General features: G+C 70.0%; 11 protein-coding genes, 2 tRNA genes and 1 pseudogene. 5 read left to right on the forward strand and 9 right to left on the reverse strand.

Translation table 11 applies throughout. The features are described 5' to 3' along the window. Window positions 1–235: 235 nt before the first annotated feature. The 5 genes and pseudogenes from POL25_RS13745 to POL25_RS13760 all read right to left on the reverse strand — a co-directional run bounded on the left by POL25_RS13745 (window position 236) and on the right by POL25_RS13760 (window position 7,993). Entirely contained in the window at window positions 236–4,015 is a 3,780-nt protein-coding gene (locus POL25_RS13745; protein ID WP_272086446.1) for a BadF/BadG/BcrA/BcrD ATPase family protein, read from the reverse strand. Between the two features lie 58 nt (window positions 4,016–4,073). Further along, window positions 4,074–5,876, reverse strand: coding sequence for a 2-hydroxyglutaryl-CoA dehydratase (locus POL25_RS13750; RefSeq protein ID WP_272086447.1), 1,803 nt, complete (start codon window positions 5,874–5,876; stop codon window positions 4,074–4,076). Window positions 5,877–6,583: 707 nt separating this feature from the next. Further along, window positions 6,584–6,814, reverse strand: coding sequence for a NifU family protein (locus POL25_RS44885; RefSeq protein WP_373372089.1), 231 nt, complete (start codon window positions 6,812–6,814; stop codon window positions 6,584–6,586). Window positions 6,815–6,985: 171 nt separating this feature from the next. Beyond that, window positions 6,986–7,669: pseudogene (locus POL25_RS44890) on the reverse strand (rhodanese-like domain-containing protein); the annotation flags it as partial. Window positions 7,670–7,911: 242 nt separating this feature from the next. Beyond that, window positions 7,912–7,993, reverse strand: a tRNA-Leu gene (locus POL25_RS13760). 25 nt (window positions 7,994–8,018) lie between these two features. Here POL25_RS13760 and POL25_RS13765 point away from each other — a divergent pair. Next, on the forward strand, window positions 8,019–8,753 hold the full coding sequence (locus POL25_RS13765; RefSeq protein ID WP_272086449.1) for a hypothetical protein: 735 nt from the start codon (window positions 8,019–8,021) through the stop codon (window positions 8,751–8,753). Window positions 8,754–8,861: 108 nt separating this feature from the next. Here POL25_RS13765 and POL25_RS13770 read toward each other — a convergent pair whose 3' ends face one another. Beyond that, window positions 8,862–10,280 carry an FAD-binding oxidoreductase gene (locus POL25_RS13770; RefSeq protein WP_272086450.1) on the reverse strand — a complete coding sequence of 473 codons (1,419 nt, stop codon included), beginning with the start codon at window positions 10,278–10,280 and terminating at the stop codon, window positions 8,862–8,864. Window positions 10,281–10,404: 124 nt separating this feature from the next. After that, on the reverse strand, window positions 10,405–10,683 hold the full coding sequence (locus POL25_RS13775) for a hypothetical protein (RefSeq protein ID WP_269037049.1): 279 nt from the start codon (window positions 10,681–10,683) through the stop codon (window positions 10,405–10,407). Window positions 10,684–10,865: 182 nt separating this feature from the next. Here POL25_RS13775 and POL25_RS13780 point away from each other — a divergent pair, with 182 nt between their 5' ends. The 3 genes from POL25_RS13780 (at window position 10,866) to POL25_RS13790 (ending at window position 13,833) form a co-directional block, all read left to right on the forward strand. After that, on the forward strand, window positions 10,866–11,681 hold the full coding sequence (locus POL25_RS13780) for a TatD family hydrolase (RefSeq protein ID WP_272086451.1): 816 nt from the start codon (window positions 10,866–10,868) through the stop codon (window positions 11,679–11,681). A 23-nt stretch (window positions 11,682–11,704) separates the two neighbouring features. Further along, complete coding sequence (locus POL25_RS13785) at window positions 11,705–13,288, forward strand: leucine-rich repeat domain-containing protein (RefSeq protein WP_272086452.1); 1,584 nt, start codon at window positions 11,705–11,707, stop codon at window positions 13,286–13,288. Window positions 13,289–13,410: 122 nt separating this feature from the next. Then, complete coding sequence (locus POL25_RS13790; protein ID WP_272086453.1) at window positions 13,411–13,833, forward strand: VOC family protein; 423 nt, start codon at window positions 13,411–13,413, stop codon at window positions 13,831–13,833. Between the two features lie 91 nt (window positions 13,834–13,924). Here the strand turns inward: POL25_RS13790 and POL25_RS13795 are convergent, their stop codons facing one another. Then, window positions 13,925–14,731: a bifunctional hydroxymethylpyrimidine kinase/phosphomethylpyrimidine kinase gene (locus tag POL25_RS13795; protein WP_272086454.1), complete on the reverse strand. Its 807-nt coding sequence runs from the start codon at window positions 14,729–14,731 to the stop codon at window positions 13,925–13,927. Between POL25_RS13795 and POL25_RS13800 the strand changes: the two genes are divergently transcribed. Further along, a complete protein-coding gene (locus POL25_RS13800; protein ID WP_272086455.1) occupies window positions 14,730–14,945 on the forward strand; it encodes a hypothetical protein in 216 nt (71 codons plus the stop codon). The two genes, POL25_RS13795 and POL25_RS13800, sit on opposite strands and share 2 nt — an antisense overlap. Window positions 14,946–15,149: 204 nt before the next feature. Here the strand turns inward: POL25_RS13800 and POL25_RS13805 are convergent. Continuing rightward, window positions 15,150–15,232 (reverse strand) — tRNA-Leu (locus tag POL25_RS13805). Between the last annotated feature and the right edge of the window lie 118 nt (window positions 15,233–15,350).

Below are 15,350 nucleotides of genomic sequence, written 5' to 3' on the forward strand. Positions count from 1 at the left end.
GGGCATGCTCATCCGAGCATGTCCGATCGGGCACCCCGCGCTCGCGCACCGAGCGCTGAGGCGCCGCGCATGGCCGAGCGGTGACGGCTCGCTCCGGCGCCTCTCCGCTCCGTGGGCACCGCGCGCCGTACGGGCGACGCCTGCACGAGCCACCTCGTGCCGCCGCTGCCCGTGAAACGCAAAAAGCGACGACCTCCGCGCGGGAGGTCGTCGCTCTGCTCACCTGACCTTCAGGTCAGCCCTTCTTGTCGAGGTGCGCGCCGGCCGGGACCGCGGCCGCGGAGCGCGGCAGCAGGCCGGCGGCCTGCAGCACCACGTCGGGCTTGCTCGCCTGCTCGGCCGCGAGGCGCTCCTGCGCCGACTCGATGCGGCGCATCAGCTCGGCCTGATACTCCTCGAGCCGCTCCTGCACGCGCTGCTTCTTGGCGAGCTGCCGGCGCATGTCCTCCTGGTAGCGCTTGAGGAAGTAGCCGATGGTCTCGATGCGGATCTTGATCGAGCCGGTCGGCTTGTTCTCGTCGATGTCCTTGAACGAGAAGTACGGCGTGCCGGAGTTCTCGATGATCTCCTCGATCACCGTGTAGACCGGCGCGTCGTGGCCGCACTTGAAGCTCGACAGCTCGAGCGCGACCAGGTTGGGGTGGCGCGCCGTGAACTTGGCGGCCCACACCTTCTGGTTGGTGTTCTCGCTGTAGCTGTTCTTCCACACGTCGGTGATGTCGAACGGGTCCTTGATGAACCCGGCGTCGATGTCCGGCTGGAACAGCGGCTGGACGATGTCCTCGTCGAGCGGCAGCGACTGCACGGTGAGGATCGGGTAGCCGAGCTTCTGCAGCTCGTCCGGGATCTCGTGGTTCATGCCCGGGTCGTTGTGGTACGGGCGGGCCAGCAGGACCACGCCGATGCGCTGCTCCTGCTCGAGCCACTTGAGCACCTTGCGGGCGTCGGCGCGGTGGTCGACGAAGAACCCGTCCTGGGCCTTGAACGCCTCCTCGACGGCGCGGGCGTTCTCCTCCTCGGACAGCCCGAGCACGTCCTTGAAGTACTCGAGCATCTGCTTCTTGCACAGCTTGCGCTCGGCCATCTGCACGAACGGCACGACCAGCTTGATGCCCTTCTGGGCGAACACGTCGGCCTCCTTGATGAAGGCGGCCTTGGTCGTGTCGGCCGAGCCGACCACCGTCGGGCACGCGCGCGAGCCGACCGTGCCCGACAGCCAGGTCTCCATCGAGTCGACCTGCGGGAACACGATCACGTCGAGCGGGCGCTTCTTGTGCTTGGTCTCGACCAGGTTGTGCATGTGGGCGATGCACACCTTCGACGGGAAGCACGGGTCGATCGCGCCGCGCTTGGCGCCCTCCTTGTAGAGCTCCTCGGAGGTGAAGTCGGAGTAGACGATGTTCTTCGCCGGGACCCCGAGGGCCTCGAAGTAGGCGCTGAAGAACGGGTTCTGCGAGTACTGGTTCAGCACCCGCGGGATGCCGATCCGCAGGGTCGCCCGCTTCTTCATCAGCGCGATCCGCTGCTGCTGGGCCGCCAGCGTCTCGCGCGTGACCGCGGCCAGCGGCGCGGCCTTGCCGACCTTCTCCGCGACCTTCTCGAGCGTGCCCGCGGCCTTGCCGAGCAGCTCGGCGACCTTCGGGCTGCGGTTCAGCTTGCGCAGCAGGCCGTCGACCTTGCCCTGGTGCTCCGCCAGCTGCGGCGGCAGGTCGAGGTGCTCGCTGAGGCCGAGGCCGACGTCGTCGATGCTGTCGGCGACGTTGGGCGGGTTCTGGGCGTCCCAGATGTCCTTGGCGGCCTTGGCGGCCAGGTTCGGGAAGTTCTTCTTGAGCTGGTCGAGGCCGCCCTTGATCTTCTTCATCGAGTCGAGGTCTTCGACCTCGCCCTTCTCGCAGGTGGCGATGATCAGGCGCTTGGTGCCGACGGCCTCGTCGGACTTGTCGTCGCGCTTGCGGATCTTCAGCAGCTGGCCGAGCGCCATCCGCTTCTCGGCCTCCTGCTGCTTCATCTCGAGGTCGACGTCGATGAAGGTGCGCAGGCACTTGTTCTTGCAGAAGTAGCAGCGGGTGCTCTCGTCGCGGCGCTGCGAGAAGTCGATGCTGGCGACCTTGTCGATGCCGATCCACTCGGTCGTGTGATCGAGCTGCTGGACCATGCGCCGCACCTCGAGCGCCGCGCCGATCGCCCCCGACTCGCCGCAGTGCTGGTGGACGATCACCTGCGCCTCGGTGCCCTTCGACTTGAAGCGCTCCTGGATGAAGTCGACCTGGGCCTTGACGGCCGCGAGGTTGTGCTGGGTGCCGCCCTGGAGGATGAACTTGTTGCCGAGCTTGGCGAGGTTGGGGATCTGGCTGACGTACAGCCAGATGTTCTTGGGCAGCACGGCGGCGAGGCCGGCCATGATCTCCTCGGGGGCCCAGCCCTGGCGCTGGAAGTCGACGATGTCGGACTGCATGAACACCGCGCAGCCGTAGCCGAAGGTCGGCATCGCCTGGGCGCCGAAGGCCCGCTGGGCGTACTGCTTGACGTCGATGCCGAAGCCCTCGGCCGTGCTCTGCAGGAAGTAGCCGTTGCCCGCCGAGCACTGGGTGTTGAGCTTGAAGTCCTTCACCTTCCCGTTCTTCAGGATGATGATCTTGATGTCCTGCCCGCCGACGTCGCACACGACGTCGACGTTGTCGTAGAAGTGCAGCGCGCTCTCGCAGTGCGCCACAGTCTCGACGATCGCCGCGTCGGCCCGCAGCGTGTCGCGCAGGATGTCCTTGGCGTAGCCGGTGGTGCCGACGCCGAGCACGGTGAGCGTGCAGCCGGACCCCTCGACCTGCTGGCGCAGGTCGGCCAGCAGCTCCTTGGTGTCGACGATCGGGTTGCCCTTCGAGAGCTGGTAGACCTTGCGGATCACCTCGCCCTGCTCGTTGAGCATGACCGCCTTCGACGAGGTCGAGCCGCCGTCGATGCCGATGAACACCCGCACGTCCTCGCCCGGCGTGAACTCCTTGGGGATGAACTTGGGCGGCCGGTATTTGGTCATGAACTCTTCGAGGTCGGACTCGTCCTTCGACAAGCCCGCCGCGCCGGCCTTCTTCTTCTCGAGCAGGCGGCCCTCGGTGAGGTACCAGTGCAGCTTCTCGGTGCCCTGGTAGACGCCGACGCGCTCGTCCTCGTCCTTGCCGAACTCGACCGCGCCCATCGCCGCGTAGTACTGGGCGTTCTGCGGCACGATGATGAGGTCGGCCGGGTCGACGCCCTCCGGCAGCGGCACGTGGCGCTCGTGCCAGATCGGCGGGATGTTGGCCTTCCACGCCTCGACCATGCCCTTGATGTACGTGTTCGGGCCGCCGAGCAGCAGCACGTGCGGCATCAGCGTGTGGCCGCGCGTCAGCACCGAGAGGTTCTGCTGCACGATCGCCTCGAACAGCGACGCCATCAGCTCGTCGGCCGGCACGCCGAGCTTCTGCAAGCCGTTCACGTCGGTCTCGGCGAACACGCCGCACTTGCCGGCGACCGGGTGCAGCTTGTGGCCGACGTAGCCCTGCTGGCACAGCAGGTCGGGCGGGATCTTGAGCTTGGCGTTGATCTTGTCGATCACCGCCCCGGTCCCGCCGGCGCACTTGTCGTTCATCGACGGGACCTTCTTCTTGCGCCCGGTCTCAGGGTCGGGCTTGAAGATGATGATCTTCGCGTCCTGGCCGCCGAGCTCGATGACCGAGTTGACCTCGGGGTGCAGCTTCTCGACCGCCAGCGAGACGGCGTTGACCTCCTGCACGAACTTGGCGCCGACCCACCGGCCGACGGTCGCGCCGCCCGAGCCGGTGATGAACATGCGCGCGTTGCCGCGGAGGTCGCCGACGGCCTCCTCGATCTCCCGGAACATCTTCAGCGCCCGGTCGGCCTGCTTGCTCTCGTGGCGCTGGTAGTCCTTCCACACGATCGTGTCCGTGGCCGCCTCGACGACCACCGCCTTGACCGTGGTCGACCCGAGATCGACGCCGACGATGTACTTGAGCTGGGACATGTTCTGAAGTTCCTGTTCCTGAAGACCTGGCGGGAAGGACCTGTCCTGAAGGACTGGCTCACTCGGCGGCGTCGCGGACCTGCTTGGGCTTGACGCCGTCGGCCTGCATGCGCTCGGCGACGTGCAGGGCGAAGTTGGCGCCGGTGCCGACCACGCGCGGGTTCTGGCGCGGGAACTGGTACATGGGCCGCTTCATCTCGGGGTTGGCGTCGACGTAGGCCTTGAGCTCCTCGAGGCTGTACGGCAGGCCGGACAGGACCTCGGCGAACTCGCGCTTGGCCTTGGCCTTGGCCTCGCCGAGCGCCATCTGGACGCGGCTGTGGGCGTTGATCTCGCCCTCGCCGGAGGTCTCGATGGGCAGGAAGATCATCTCTTTGTAGCGGTTGACGACCGCCGACTGGGCGCCGTCGGACTGGGTGCTGGGCATGCAGCCGAACGGCTTGAGGCTCAGCACCATGTGGGCCAGGCCCTTGTGCGAGTAGTAGATGTTCTTCGACACCTCGAGGTGGCCTTCGCCGCCCTCGGAGCGGGTGTGATAGAAGCCGTGGCCCAGGCGCTCCATCTCGTCCATGTCGACGATGTCGTGGGCGATGTGGCCGAGCGCCTCGACCATGCGGCTGTACTCGCGGCGGAAGATGGTGTCGGCGAGCTTGGCGATCGCGCGCTTCTTCATGTAGCCGACCTCGAGCTGGGCCCGCTTGCCGAGCTCGTACCACTTGACCTCGTCCGACTTCTCGACGAGGCCGTGGCGGTCGCGTGCCTTGATCTTGGTCTGCCACAGCATGTAGGCCAGCCAGGTCGCGATCGGCTCGGTGATGACCTCGGCGCCCTCGCTGTGGAGGAAGCGGAACATGTTGAAGTTGCCGTCGCCCTCGGTGGTCTGGGCCCAGAACTCGCCGGTGACCTTGACGATCGGCTTGGGCTGCAGGCGGTCGACCTCGACCTCGTCGAACTTGCGGGCGACGTGGCGCAGCGGCTCGATGTAGTCCTCGCTGGTCAGCAGGTCGAGGAACTTGACCGCCTGCTCGGCGATGTCGAACGCCTTGCTGTTCTTGCCCTTGAGCAGGTCGCCGACGGTGGTGCCCGCGAGCTCGGCCGGCTGCTTGCGCTGCATGACCCGGTACATGAACTCGAGCGACTCGCTCGCGGCCTTGTCGGTGGCGCCAGGCTCCGTCTCGTAGGCGCGGATGCAGTTGGCGACCTCGCTCAGGAGGTCGCCGCAGTTGAACGCCGAGACCATGCCGGCGAAGAAGTCGAGGTTCATCTTCAGGCCGGCCTCGAGGTCGCCCTGCTTGAGCCCGCCCTTCTGCTGGAACAGCATCACGCGGAAGCCGTCGAACCCGGCGTTGCGCAGCGCCAGCCGGTACTCGGCCTCGTACATGCCGAACCGGCACGGGCCGCAGGCGCCCGCGGTCAGGAACACGTGCGAGTCGATGATCTCCTGCACGGTCATGCCCTGCTTGTCGCGCAGGTGCTGCAGGTACTGCACGAGGTTGCCGACCGTGAAGTAGGTCGGGTTGCACTGGCCGTTGTTGCCGTACTCCTTGCCGAGCTGGAACGCGTCGACGTTCGGCGTCGGCACGACGGCGGTCTTGTATCCCAGCGACTCGAACACGCCCTTGAGCAGGTGCTCGTGGCGGAACGTCAGGCCGCCGAACAGGAGCGTGGTGTGCGGTCGCTGCGGCGCCGTGAACGTGTGCTCGAACGGCTTCTTGAAGTGCATGTTGACGGCGCCGAAGCTGACGCCCTCCTCCTGGGCGAACTTCTGCTGCGCCTCATCGAGGAGCGACTTCACCTGCGGCTGCGAGAGGATCTTGAGCGAGTTGCGGTTCGAGGTCGGGGTCGTCGTCGTGGTCGCCATCTGGGTCCTGCCGGGCGGTCTAAAGTTGGCTGACAGTGTCGTCAGTGACACAGGTGTCAGTCAACCGAGAAGAGTCCTGCACACTTCCCGAAAAGCGGCAAGAAAGTGGGCCACGGGGCGAATTGACCCACGGGCGGGTCCCGAGCCGGGGCTTGAAAACCCCTGACCACCGGGAGAGTTTCGAGCGGTTTCGCGCAGGCGCGAGCGCGGGTCCGAACGGCATTTTGCGCCGCTGGGAGCGGGATTCAGGGTCGGGCAGCACGGCCCGGCGGCTCGGCTCGCCGTGGAGAGGATCGCGGCCGACCGCTCGCGTGCGCGAGCCGCGAGGCCGCGTGGGCCGATCTCGGTGAGGGCGGTGTCACGAAGGATCTCGCCACGTGACGGGCACGACCTCGCGTCGCGCGCGGTGGCTCGGCTGCGGCGAGCCGAGGCGCGGACACTGCATGTCTCGGAGGACAGCCGACTGCTTCGGACGCCTCGACCACGGCGTCGGCTGCGGTGAGCCGAGGTCTCGGTCGCTACATGTCCTGAAGGACAGCCGACCGCTTCGGGGCGCCACGTCTGCGGCTGCGGTGAGCCAAGGTCCCGGTCGCTACATGTCCTGAAGGACAGCGACTGCTTCGGAGGCCTCGACCGCGGCGTCGGCTGCGGTGAGCCGATCGGTCGCCACATGTCCCGAAGGACAGCCACTGCTTCGGGCGCCGCGACTACGGGGCGAGCTGCGGCGAGCGGATGCCCTTGATCTGCGGGATCTGCTGCTTCAGCTTGCGCTCGATGCCCTGCTTCAGCGTCGCCTGCGAGCTCGGGCAGGTGACGCAGTTGCCGGTGAGGCGCACGCCGACGGTGTCCGACGTCACGTCGAGCAGCTCGATGTCGCCGCCGTCGGCCTGGACCAGCGGACGGCACGCCTCGAGCACCTCGCGGACGCGGGCGATCAGCGCCTCGCCCTCGAGCGGCTCGCTGTCGACGGCGGCGTTCGGGTCCTCGAGCAGCGCTTCGAACGGCGAGCGCTCGGGGTGATGGACCACCGGCAGCTTGACGGGCTGCTTCTTGACCGGGGCGGCCGCCTTGGGCTCGTAGGGCACGGTGGCGCCGCCGGCGGCCTTCCAGCCCTCGATGCCGCCGCGCAGGCTGACGACCGACTTGAAGCCGCGGCGACCGAGGACCTCGGCGGCCTGCAGAGAGCGCCGGCCCGAGCGGCAGTAGGCGATCCACACGCCCTGCGGGTCGAGGCCTTCGGCCTGCTCGAGCTCGCCCAGCGAGACCGTGCGCGCGCCGGCCAGCACGCCCGTCTGGGCCCACTCCGACGGCTCGCGCACGTCGAGCAGCAGGACCTTGCCGCCCTCGGCCAACCTGGCCTTGAGGGCAGCCGCGGTCAGCTCGCGGCCGTCGCCGTCGTCCTCGTCCTCGTCGCCGACGATCGCCGCGACCACCGGCGGCGCGGCCGACGGATCGGCGAGCAGCGCGACGAGCTTGCCCGACTCGTGCAGCTCACGCAGCTCGTCGAAGCCGCCGATGCACTGCTCGCGGATGAACACGTGCGGCGTGGTGCGGCGCCCGGTCTTGGTGCGGATCGCCGTGCGCAGGTCGTGGTTGTCGGTGTAGTCGATCGTCTTGGCGAGCAGGTTCTGCTCGCGCACCAGGTCGAGCGCGGCGCGGCAGTAGGGGCAGCCGCGCTTGTAGTAGATGATGAGGGCCGGCTCGGCCGGCTTGGCCTCGGCCCCCTTCTCGGGCTTGACGATGCCGCGGTCCTGCTGCCACTTGCGCAGCTTGTCGCGGTCGGTCTGCCACATCGGCTGGTCGGGCGTGCCGCCGTCCCAGCTGGGGAGGTCGAGGCGGACGTCGATGCGATCGAGGCCGACGAAGCTGCGCACGCGATCGAGGCCGGCGGCGGCCACCCGGACGGGGGCGTGCTCCGAGGTCTTGCCGCGCTCGACGACCCGGTCGAGGGTGTGCACGGTGATGCGCTTGAGGAGCGTGCCTATCACGAGGGGACGCCTTAGCCGGCAGGGCCGGCGGCGTCAAGTCGGGCATTTGCGAGCCGTCGGACTCGAACCGACACACCCGGGGGTACTGGAACCTAAATCCAGCGCGTCTACCAATTTCGCCAGGCTCGCGCGGAACAGAGCGTATCATTACAGTGTGACGTCGCTCCAGAGGCTTTGCGCGTGGATGTGTGGATTCGCGGTGATCGGCTGTTCGCAGCCGGCCGGTTCGCAGAAGACGGAGCCCGAGGCCAAGGGTGCGGCCGCGGAGCCCGCGAAGGGGACCGAGGCCAAGGCGCCGGAGGCCCGGGCCGCGGCGCAGACGACCTCCGGTCAGGTCCGCAGCGACGTGGCCCTGCCGCTGCCGGCCCTGCTCGGGCAGCCGGTCCTGTCGGTCGAGCCCAACTTCGGCGAGCACCAGGGCAAGGGCATGGCCCGCACGACATGCGTCCGCTTCGCGCCGGAGCGGACCTTCTTCCGCTGCACCTTCGCGCTCCAGCGCTACGCCGACAAGGGCGACGAGTGGGCGGGCATCCGCGTCGAGTACGAGGACGGCCTGGCGGCCTCGATCGGCTTCGACGGCTATAAAAAGGGGACCGGTCCGTTCGACCCGAAGGTGCTGCTGCGGGCCGTGGGCCTCGAGCTGCCCGACGAGCCCCGGGCCGACGCGCCGGCGGAGGGGGTGCGCCGGTGGGCGTGGTTCAACGACCGCGCGCGCCTCAAGATCGGCGAGCACCAGTACCGCGTCGAGATCTCGGTGGTCGGCGACGACTGGGCCCGCAGCCGCATCGACGTGGTGCGCAACGAGCCGCTGACGCCGGAGCAGAAGGCCAAGATCGTGCCGCCCGGCGCGGGCAAGCCGGAGATCAGCGAGCCGCCGCCAGGGCCGTGAGGGAGGCGTCGCCGGGCTGCGACACCACCTGGCCTCACGGGCATGTCATCAAGGACATGTCATGAGTAACATGTCGCTCGGGGCATGTCCTTTCGGGCATGCCCAGTTCTAAAAAATCTTGCCGGGGTTGAGCAGGCCGCTCGGATCGAGGACGGCCTTGATCCCGCGCATCAGCGCCACTTCGGTCGGGTTGCGGCTGAAGTGGAGGTGATCGCGCTTGAGCAGGCCGACGCCGTGTTCGGCGGAGATGCTGCCGCCGTGGGCCTGGACCAGGGCGTAGAGCTCGTCGTCGAAGCCGTGCACGCGCTCGAGAAATTCGGGCAAGCCGAGGCCGTCGGGGCGGAGGATGTTGAGGTGGAGGTTGCCGTCGCCGACGTGGCCGAAGCACAGCGCCTCGATGCCGGGCAGGCGCTCGGCGACGAGGGGGCGCCAGGCGGCCAGGAACTCGGCGACGCGGGCGACCGGCAGGGCGATGTCGGCCTTGTGCGGGGTGTGGCGATGGAGCGACTCGCTGATGTCCTCGCGGTAGGCCCACAGCGCGCGGCCCTGGGCTGCGGTCGCGGCCAGCACCGCGTCGGCGAGCTCGCCGGCGTCCGCGGCCTCGGCGAGGCAGGCGCTGAGCTCGTCACGCGAGTGCTCGAGCGCGGCGGCGCCGGGGACCGGGACCTCGACCTCGGCCAGCACGTAGCGCGCGGCCGGCTCGGCGAACGGCGGGTCGCCCCGGCGGTGGGCCAGCACGTGGCCGAGGCAGCCGTGGTCGAGGAACTCGAAGGCCGACAGCGTCAGGCTGCTGCGGCGCAGGCGAGCGAACAGCGCCAGGACCTCGACGTCGGACCCCACGGCGCACAGCGCGACCAGCGTGTCGGCCGGCGGTCGCGCCAGCTTGAGCGTGACCCCGACGATCACCCCGAGCGTGCCCTCGCTGCCGATGAACAGCTGGCGCAGGTCGTAACCGGTGTTGTTCTTGACCAGCGCCCCGCCGAGCGCGAGCAGTTCGCCGCTGGCGAGCACGACCTCGAGGCCGAGCACCCAGTCGCGCGTGAGGCCGTAGCGCAGGACCTTCACCCCGCCGGCGTTGGTCGCCAGGCTGCCGCCGATCTGGGCGCTGCCCTTGGCGGCGTAGTCGACGGGATAAAGGAGGCCGGCGGCGGCCGCCGCGTCCTGCACGGCCTGAAGGGTCGCGCCGGCCTCGCAGCGCAGGGTGCGGGCGGCCGGGTCGACCTCGAGGATCCGGTGCATGCGCTCGAGCGACAGCACGACCTCGCCGCGGGTGGCGGTGGCCGCCCCCGCCAGGCCGGTGCGGCCGCCGGAGGGGACGATCGGAACGCCGTGAGCGGCACACGCGCGGACGACCGCCTGGACATCGGCGGCCGAGCGCGGAAACACGATGAATGACGGCCGCACCGGCCAGCCGCCGCGGCAGCGATCGGCGCCGTAGTAGGCCAGATCGGCCGGATCGTCGCTCAGGCGGTCGGCGCCGAGGGCCGCGATCAAGGCCGCGCGGAGGTCTTCGAGGTCGGGGACCATGACGTGCGAGGGTAACTCAATGGCGCGAGCGCGCCCGCATGCCGCGGGCGCGCTCGACACAGCTCCTCGGTTATCAGCGTTAGGCGCTCCCGAACGGCGTTCACCGCCCGGGAAGCGGCCGACGCTAGAGCGCCGGGAGGGCGTTGGCCGGCAGCCGCATGAGCTGGCGGACCATGCGGACGACGGACTTCACGACCGGGTGGCCCTTGATGAAGACCACGCCCACCACGTGCTTGTCGTCGCCAGCGACAAGGATCGCGTGCTCGCCGACGAGGATGCGAACGGCGGTCTCGCCCGCCACTTGCCGCAGCTTCACCGCTTCGAGCACGATGGGCTTCCAGCGCTCCTCGCCGACCCACGCCGCGTCGCCCGCCTGCGCCTGCTCCGCGGTTTGGTCCAACACGGCCACGATACCGTCGTGGCGAAGAACGCGCTCAATTCGTGTCGATGACATGGACTTCCCTGTTTTTCTGGCCCAATTGGGCCCGTACGTCGCAAACTGGGGGGGTCGTGACGGGCTTTGGGTTTTACAAAAAGCCCCCAGGTGCGTCAAATCCGCAAGACCGGTTTCACGGTGATTCACGAATGAACCTTGTCGACACCCACGCGCACATCGACATGCCGCGCTTCGGCGATCGTGCGGAACGTCGATTTGCCGCTGTTCGGGCCGCTGCCGCGGGAATTTCGGCGATCGTAATCCCCGGTGTCGAACCGGAATCTTGGGACGCGCTGCTCGAGGTCGCGGCCGACTTGAGCGAAATCGCTCCAACCGTGCGCTTTCACACCGCCCTGGGGATCCACCCCCAAGTCCTTCCGCAGCTCGCCCCCGCGCATGATTCCGCGGTCCTGACCGCATTAAGCGACCGGATTCGCGCGGCGCCGGCCGACCTGGTGGCGATCGGCGAGTGCGGCCTCGATTTCGGGCCGGGCGGCGGCGGGGTGCCGCGCGAGCGGCAGGTCGCGGTGCTGCGGGCCCACTTCGCGCTGGCGCGAGCGACCGGGCTTCCGTTGCTGCTGCACTGTTTGAAGGCCTACGCGGTGATGCTCGCGCTGCTGGACGAGCAGCCGTTGCCGCCGTCGATCCTGCACAGCTACTCGGGCAGCGCCGAGATGGTGCCGGCGTTCTGCCGCGGCGGTCACGCGATCTCGTTCGCCGGGGCGATCACGCTGCCGGGCGCGCGCCGGCCGGTGCTGGCCGCCCGCGCGGTCGCGGCCGACCGGCTGCTGCTCGAGACCGACTCGCCCGACCAGACGCCGGCGTCGCGCCGGCCGGCCCGCAACGAACCTGCGTTCCTCGGCGACATCGCCCGCGCCGTCGCCGCGGCGCGCGAGGAGCCGCTCGAGCAGGTGGCCCAGACCACCACCGACAACGCGCGCCGCCTGCTGCGGCTCGCTGCCTGACGATGATGCGAACCCGCAGTCTGATGACCGTTCTGGCCTTCGGGACAGGCCTGCTGGGGTGCGGCGGCCCGCCGCCCACGCCGAAGCCCGAGGTCGGGGTCCCGACCCCCCCGCCGCCCGTGATCGCCGCGCCGGAGCCCGAGCGCGTGCCGCCGCCGCCCGAGAAGCTGGTGATCTCGCACCCGCGCGAGCTGGCCGAGGTCGACCTGTCGCGGCTGGTCTCGCTCGACCTCGCGCTGTCGCCGGAGGACCGCCGCGAGCGCGCCAGCCAGCTGCGCGACGACCTCGATTACGACCACGCCTGCGCGGAGCTCGACCTGACCCGCCTGGCCGAGCGCACGCCGGCGCTGCGGACGCTGCGGATCTCCGGCTGCCTCGACGCGGTCCACGCGGGCCTCGGCGCGTTGATCGGGGTCGAGAGCCTCGCGCTCGCCGACCTCACGCTCGACGGGGTGGTCATGGGCCGGATCGCCAGCCTGCCGCGGCTGCGCCACCTGACCCTCGCGCGCGTGGCCCAGGGCGCCGAGCCGGTGGCCCTGCTGGCGCGCGCGCGGCTCGAGTCGCTGGTCCTCCGCGACCTCGCCACCGACTCGGGGCTGGCGGCGCTCGCCGGCGATGTCGCCGGGCTGCAGACGCTCACGCTCGAAGGCGCGTGGGCCGGGCACGACGCGCTGCTCGAGGTCGCCGACGGGGTCGCGCTGAAAGAAGTGAAGCTGCTCGACACCCGCGCGGGCAACTTCTCGCTGCACCAGCTCAAGCCGCTCACGGGCCTGTCGCGGCTGACGCTGCGCGGCTCGGGCTTCAACGACTACAGCCCGCTGTACGTGCGCGACCTGCCGCTGACCGAGTTCACGTGCGCCTGCCCGAACCTCGGCGACAAGGGCCTGCGCGCGCTGGGCCGGCAGGTGGGGCTGCGGCGGCTGGTGCTGCCGCAGTCGCGGATCTCCGGCGCGGGGCTCGAGGAGCTGGCCAAGCTCGGACTGCAGTCGATCGAGATCCGCGGCCGCGACCTCGGGCCCGACGGGCTGCTCGCGCTCAGCCGCCTGCCCGACCTGCGCACCCTCGTGCTCGGGCTGGCGCCGCCGCTGACGCTGGCCGACCCGACGATGCAGCACCTCGGCGAGCTGGCGGGCCTGCGCACGCTGGTGCTCGACATCCCGAGCCTGGGCGACCGGGTGGCCGACGAGCTCGGCGAGCTGATCGGGCTGGTCGAGCTCGACCTCGGCGCGACCCAGATCTCCGACGCGGGCCTGCGCGCGCTCGCGGGGATGCACGGGCTCAAGGTGCTGCGGCTGCACCACACCAAGGTGACGCACCGCGGGCTGGCCAACCTGGCCGCGCTGACGCAGCTCGAGGTGCTGGAGCTCGACCACACCGATGTGGTCGACGGCGGCGTGGCGAGCCTCAAGGACCTGACCTCGCTGCGGGTGCTGCGGCTCGACGCGACGCTCATCACCGATCAGTCGCTGCAGTACCTGCGCGGGATGACGAAGCTCGAGCAGCTGAACCTCGCGGACACGGTCGTCACCGCCGACGGCGCGGCGACGCTGCTTTCGCTGCCGTCGCTGCGCTCGGTCAACCTGGCCCGCACGCGCGCGAGTGATTGAGGCCGGAACACGTCGAGACCGCGCCGAGAGTGGCCGGGCCGCGAGGATGCGGTAGACAGCCTCGCGGGCCGTCGCGTCGCGTCGCGTCCCGGGGCTCCCCTTCGACGAGAGAGGCAATCACGATGCAGATCGGCCTGTTCGGCTTTGTCATCGCCGCGCAAAACCCCACCACCAGCGCGCAGTGGTTCGTCGAGCACTTCGGCTTCGCCGTGGGCGTCGACATCGGCTGGTACGTCAACCTCCAGCACCCCGGCCATGCGAACGTCAGCCTCGACTTCGTCCAGCGCGACCACGACTCGTGGCCGGTCGCCGCCCGCGGCAAGCAGGTCGCCGGCTCGCTGGTGGCCTTCCTGGTCGAGGACGTCGACGCCGAGCACGCGCGGCTGCGCGAGGCCGGTCTGACGATCGTGCTGCCGCCGGTCAGCGAGCCGTGGGGTCAGCGGCGGTTCCAGATCGCGGCGCCGGACGGCCTGTTCGTCGAGGTCCTGCAGCGCGTCGCGCCCGATCCGTCGTGGCTGGCCGCGCACGGCCTGGGCCCGCAGTGAGTCGTCGCAATGCCGCGGGGTGACGCTCACGCCAGCGTTGGCTCGCGCGCGGGCAAGTGAACGCGGCCGTCGCAATGCCGCGGGGTGACGCTCACGCCAGCGGTGGCGCGCGCTCGGGCAAGTGGACGCGGCCGTCGATGCCGGGCACGCAGCGGGTGCGGACCACGTCGAGCCAGGCCACCGCGGCGCTGATGGCCGCCAGCATGTGGCGGCCCTGCGCCAGGCCGCAGGCGATCGCCGTCGCCAGGGCGCAGCCGGTGCCGCGCGGGTCGGGGCCGGCCACGCGCGGCCGCTCGAACACGTGGACCTGTCCCGGGAGACAGGCGATGTCACGGACCCGCTCGTGGCCCACCACCGCGCTCTTGAGCAGGACGCCGGCGCGGCCGAGCGCGTCGGCGGTGCGCTGGTCCAGCTCGGGGTCGTCCTCGGTCGAGCCGGTCAAGGCCGCCGCCTCGTGGCGATTGGGCGTCACGAGCCATGTCTCTTCGGACATGTCCCGAAGGCAATCTCGCAGGATGTCCGCGCGCGCGCCGAGGTCACCGCCGTCGGAGGCCGCGAGCACCGGATCGATCACCACCGGCACGCGGCGAGACGCGACCTCGTCGAGGACCGCCTCGACCAGCGCCGCCGGCAACAGGCCGATCTTGATCGCGCGCGGCGGCGGCATCGACCGCAGCTCGCGGATGACCGCGGCCGCCGAGCGCGGCTCCGCCGACGCGGGGCGACCGTGACCCTGGCGCGTCCACGCGGTCACGACCCGGGCCACCGGCACGCTCGGGGCACAGGCGCCGGCCGTGAAGGTGTCGCGCAAGATACCGGCCCCGCCGGTCGGATCGAGGCCGGCGAGCAGCCACAGCGCGGTGGCGTGGCTTGAAGTCTCGGGTACACTGCGGACCATGGCGACCTTCACCGGGACCGTGCGAAAGAACGACCTCGAGGGCGGCTTTCACGAGCTCGTCACCGAACAGGGCGATGTGTACCGCCTGAGCAAGTGCTCCGTGAAGGCGGGGGCGCGGGTCAAGGTGGAGGGCAACGTCGAATCCGGTGGTTTCGGGATCCACATGTCCGGACCGAGCATCGCGGTCAAGAGTATCGAGGTTCTCGCCAGCTAGCGCCCGACCTGCCGGGTCGCGGTCCGCACCTCCGCGGGCCGCGTGGGCAGCCCCGCCCGGCCCCACCCTCGCGCCAGGGGCGTGAGGACATCCTGCCCGAGACAAGACCGTCGGCGCCGCCGAGGGTCGCGCAGGCCGTCACGGCGAGCGACGGACCAAAGGCGAAGGCCCTGTCACCGGTGGTGACAGGGCCTTCAGCGCTTGTGCGAGGAAAGGGACTCGAACCCCCACGTCCTAGGGACACACGGACCTGAACCGTGCGCGTCTACCAATTTCGCCATCCTCGCGGCGGGCGTGGAACCTAGGCCGACTCGGCTTCGGCGTCAAGCAATTTTGCGATGGCCCGGAGGCGGTGCGAGGGGAGCATGGCGCACTCCACGCCAGGGACACCGGCCGGCTATCCGG

It is taken from the genome of Nannocystis bainbridge (assembly GCF_028368995.1).
Classification (GTDB): Bacteria; Myxococcota_A; Polyangia; order Nannocystales; family Nannocystaceae; genus Nannocystis; species Nannocystis bainbridge.

What these genes read in the sequence shown, in the direction of transcription:
- POL25_RS13745 (WP_272086446.1), bottom strand. Translation starts at nt 4,015, where the DNA reads ATGTCCCAGCTCAAGTACATCGTCGGCGTCGATCTCGGGTCGACCACG.
- POL25_RS13750 (WP_272086447.1), bottom strand. Translation starts at nt 5,876, where the DNA reads ATGGCGACCACGACGACGACCCCGACCTCGAACCGCAACTCGCTCAAG.
- POL25_RS13770 (WP_272086450.1), bottom strand. Translation starts at nt 10,280, where the DNA reads ATGGTCCCCGACCTCGAAGACCTCCGCGCGGCCTTGATCGCGGCCCTC.
- POL25_RS13780 (WP_272086451.1), top strand. Translation starts at nt 10,866, where the DNA reads ATGAACCTTGTCGACACCCACGCGCACATCGACATGCCGCGCTTCGGC.
- POL25_RS13785 (WP_272086452.1), top strand. Translation starts at nt 11,705, where the DNA reads ATGACCGTTCTGGCCTTCGGGACAGGCCTGCTGGGGTGCGGCGGCCCG.
- POL25_RS13790 (WP_272086453.1), top strand. Translation starts at nt 13,411, where the DNA reads ATGCAGATCGGCCTGTTCGGCTTTGTCATCGCCGCGCAAAACCCCACC.
- POL25_RS13800 (WP_272086455.1), top strand. Translation starts at nt 14,730, where the DNA reads ATGGCGACCTTCACCGGGACCGTGCGAAAGAACGACCTCGAGGGCGGC.
- POL25_RS13795 (WP_272086454.1), bottom strand. Translation starts at nt 14,731, where the DNA reads ATGGTCCGCAGTGTACCCGAGACTTCAAGCCACGCCACCGCGCTGTGG.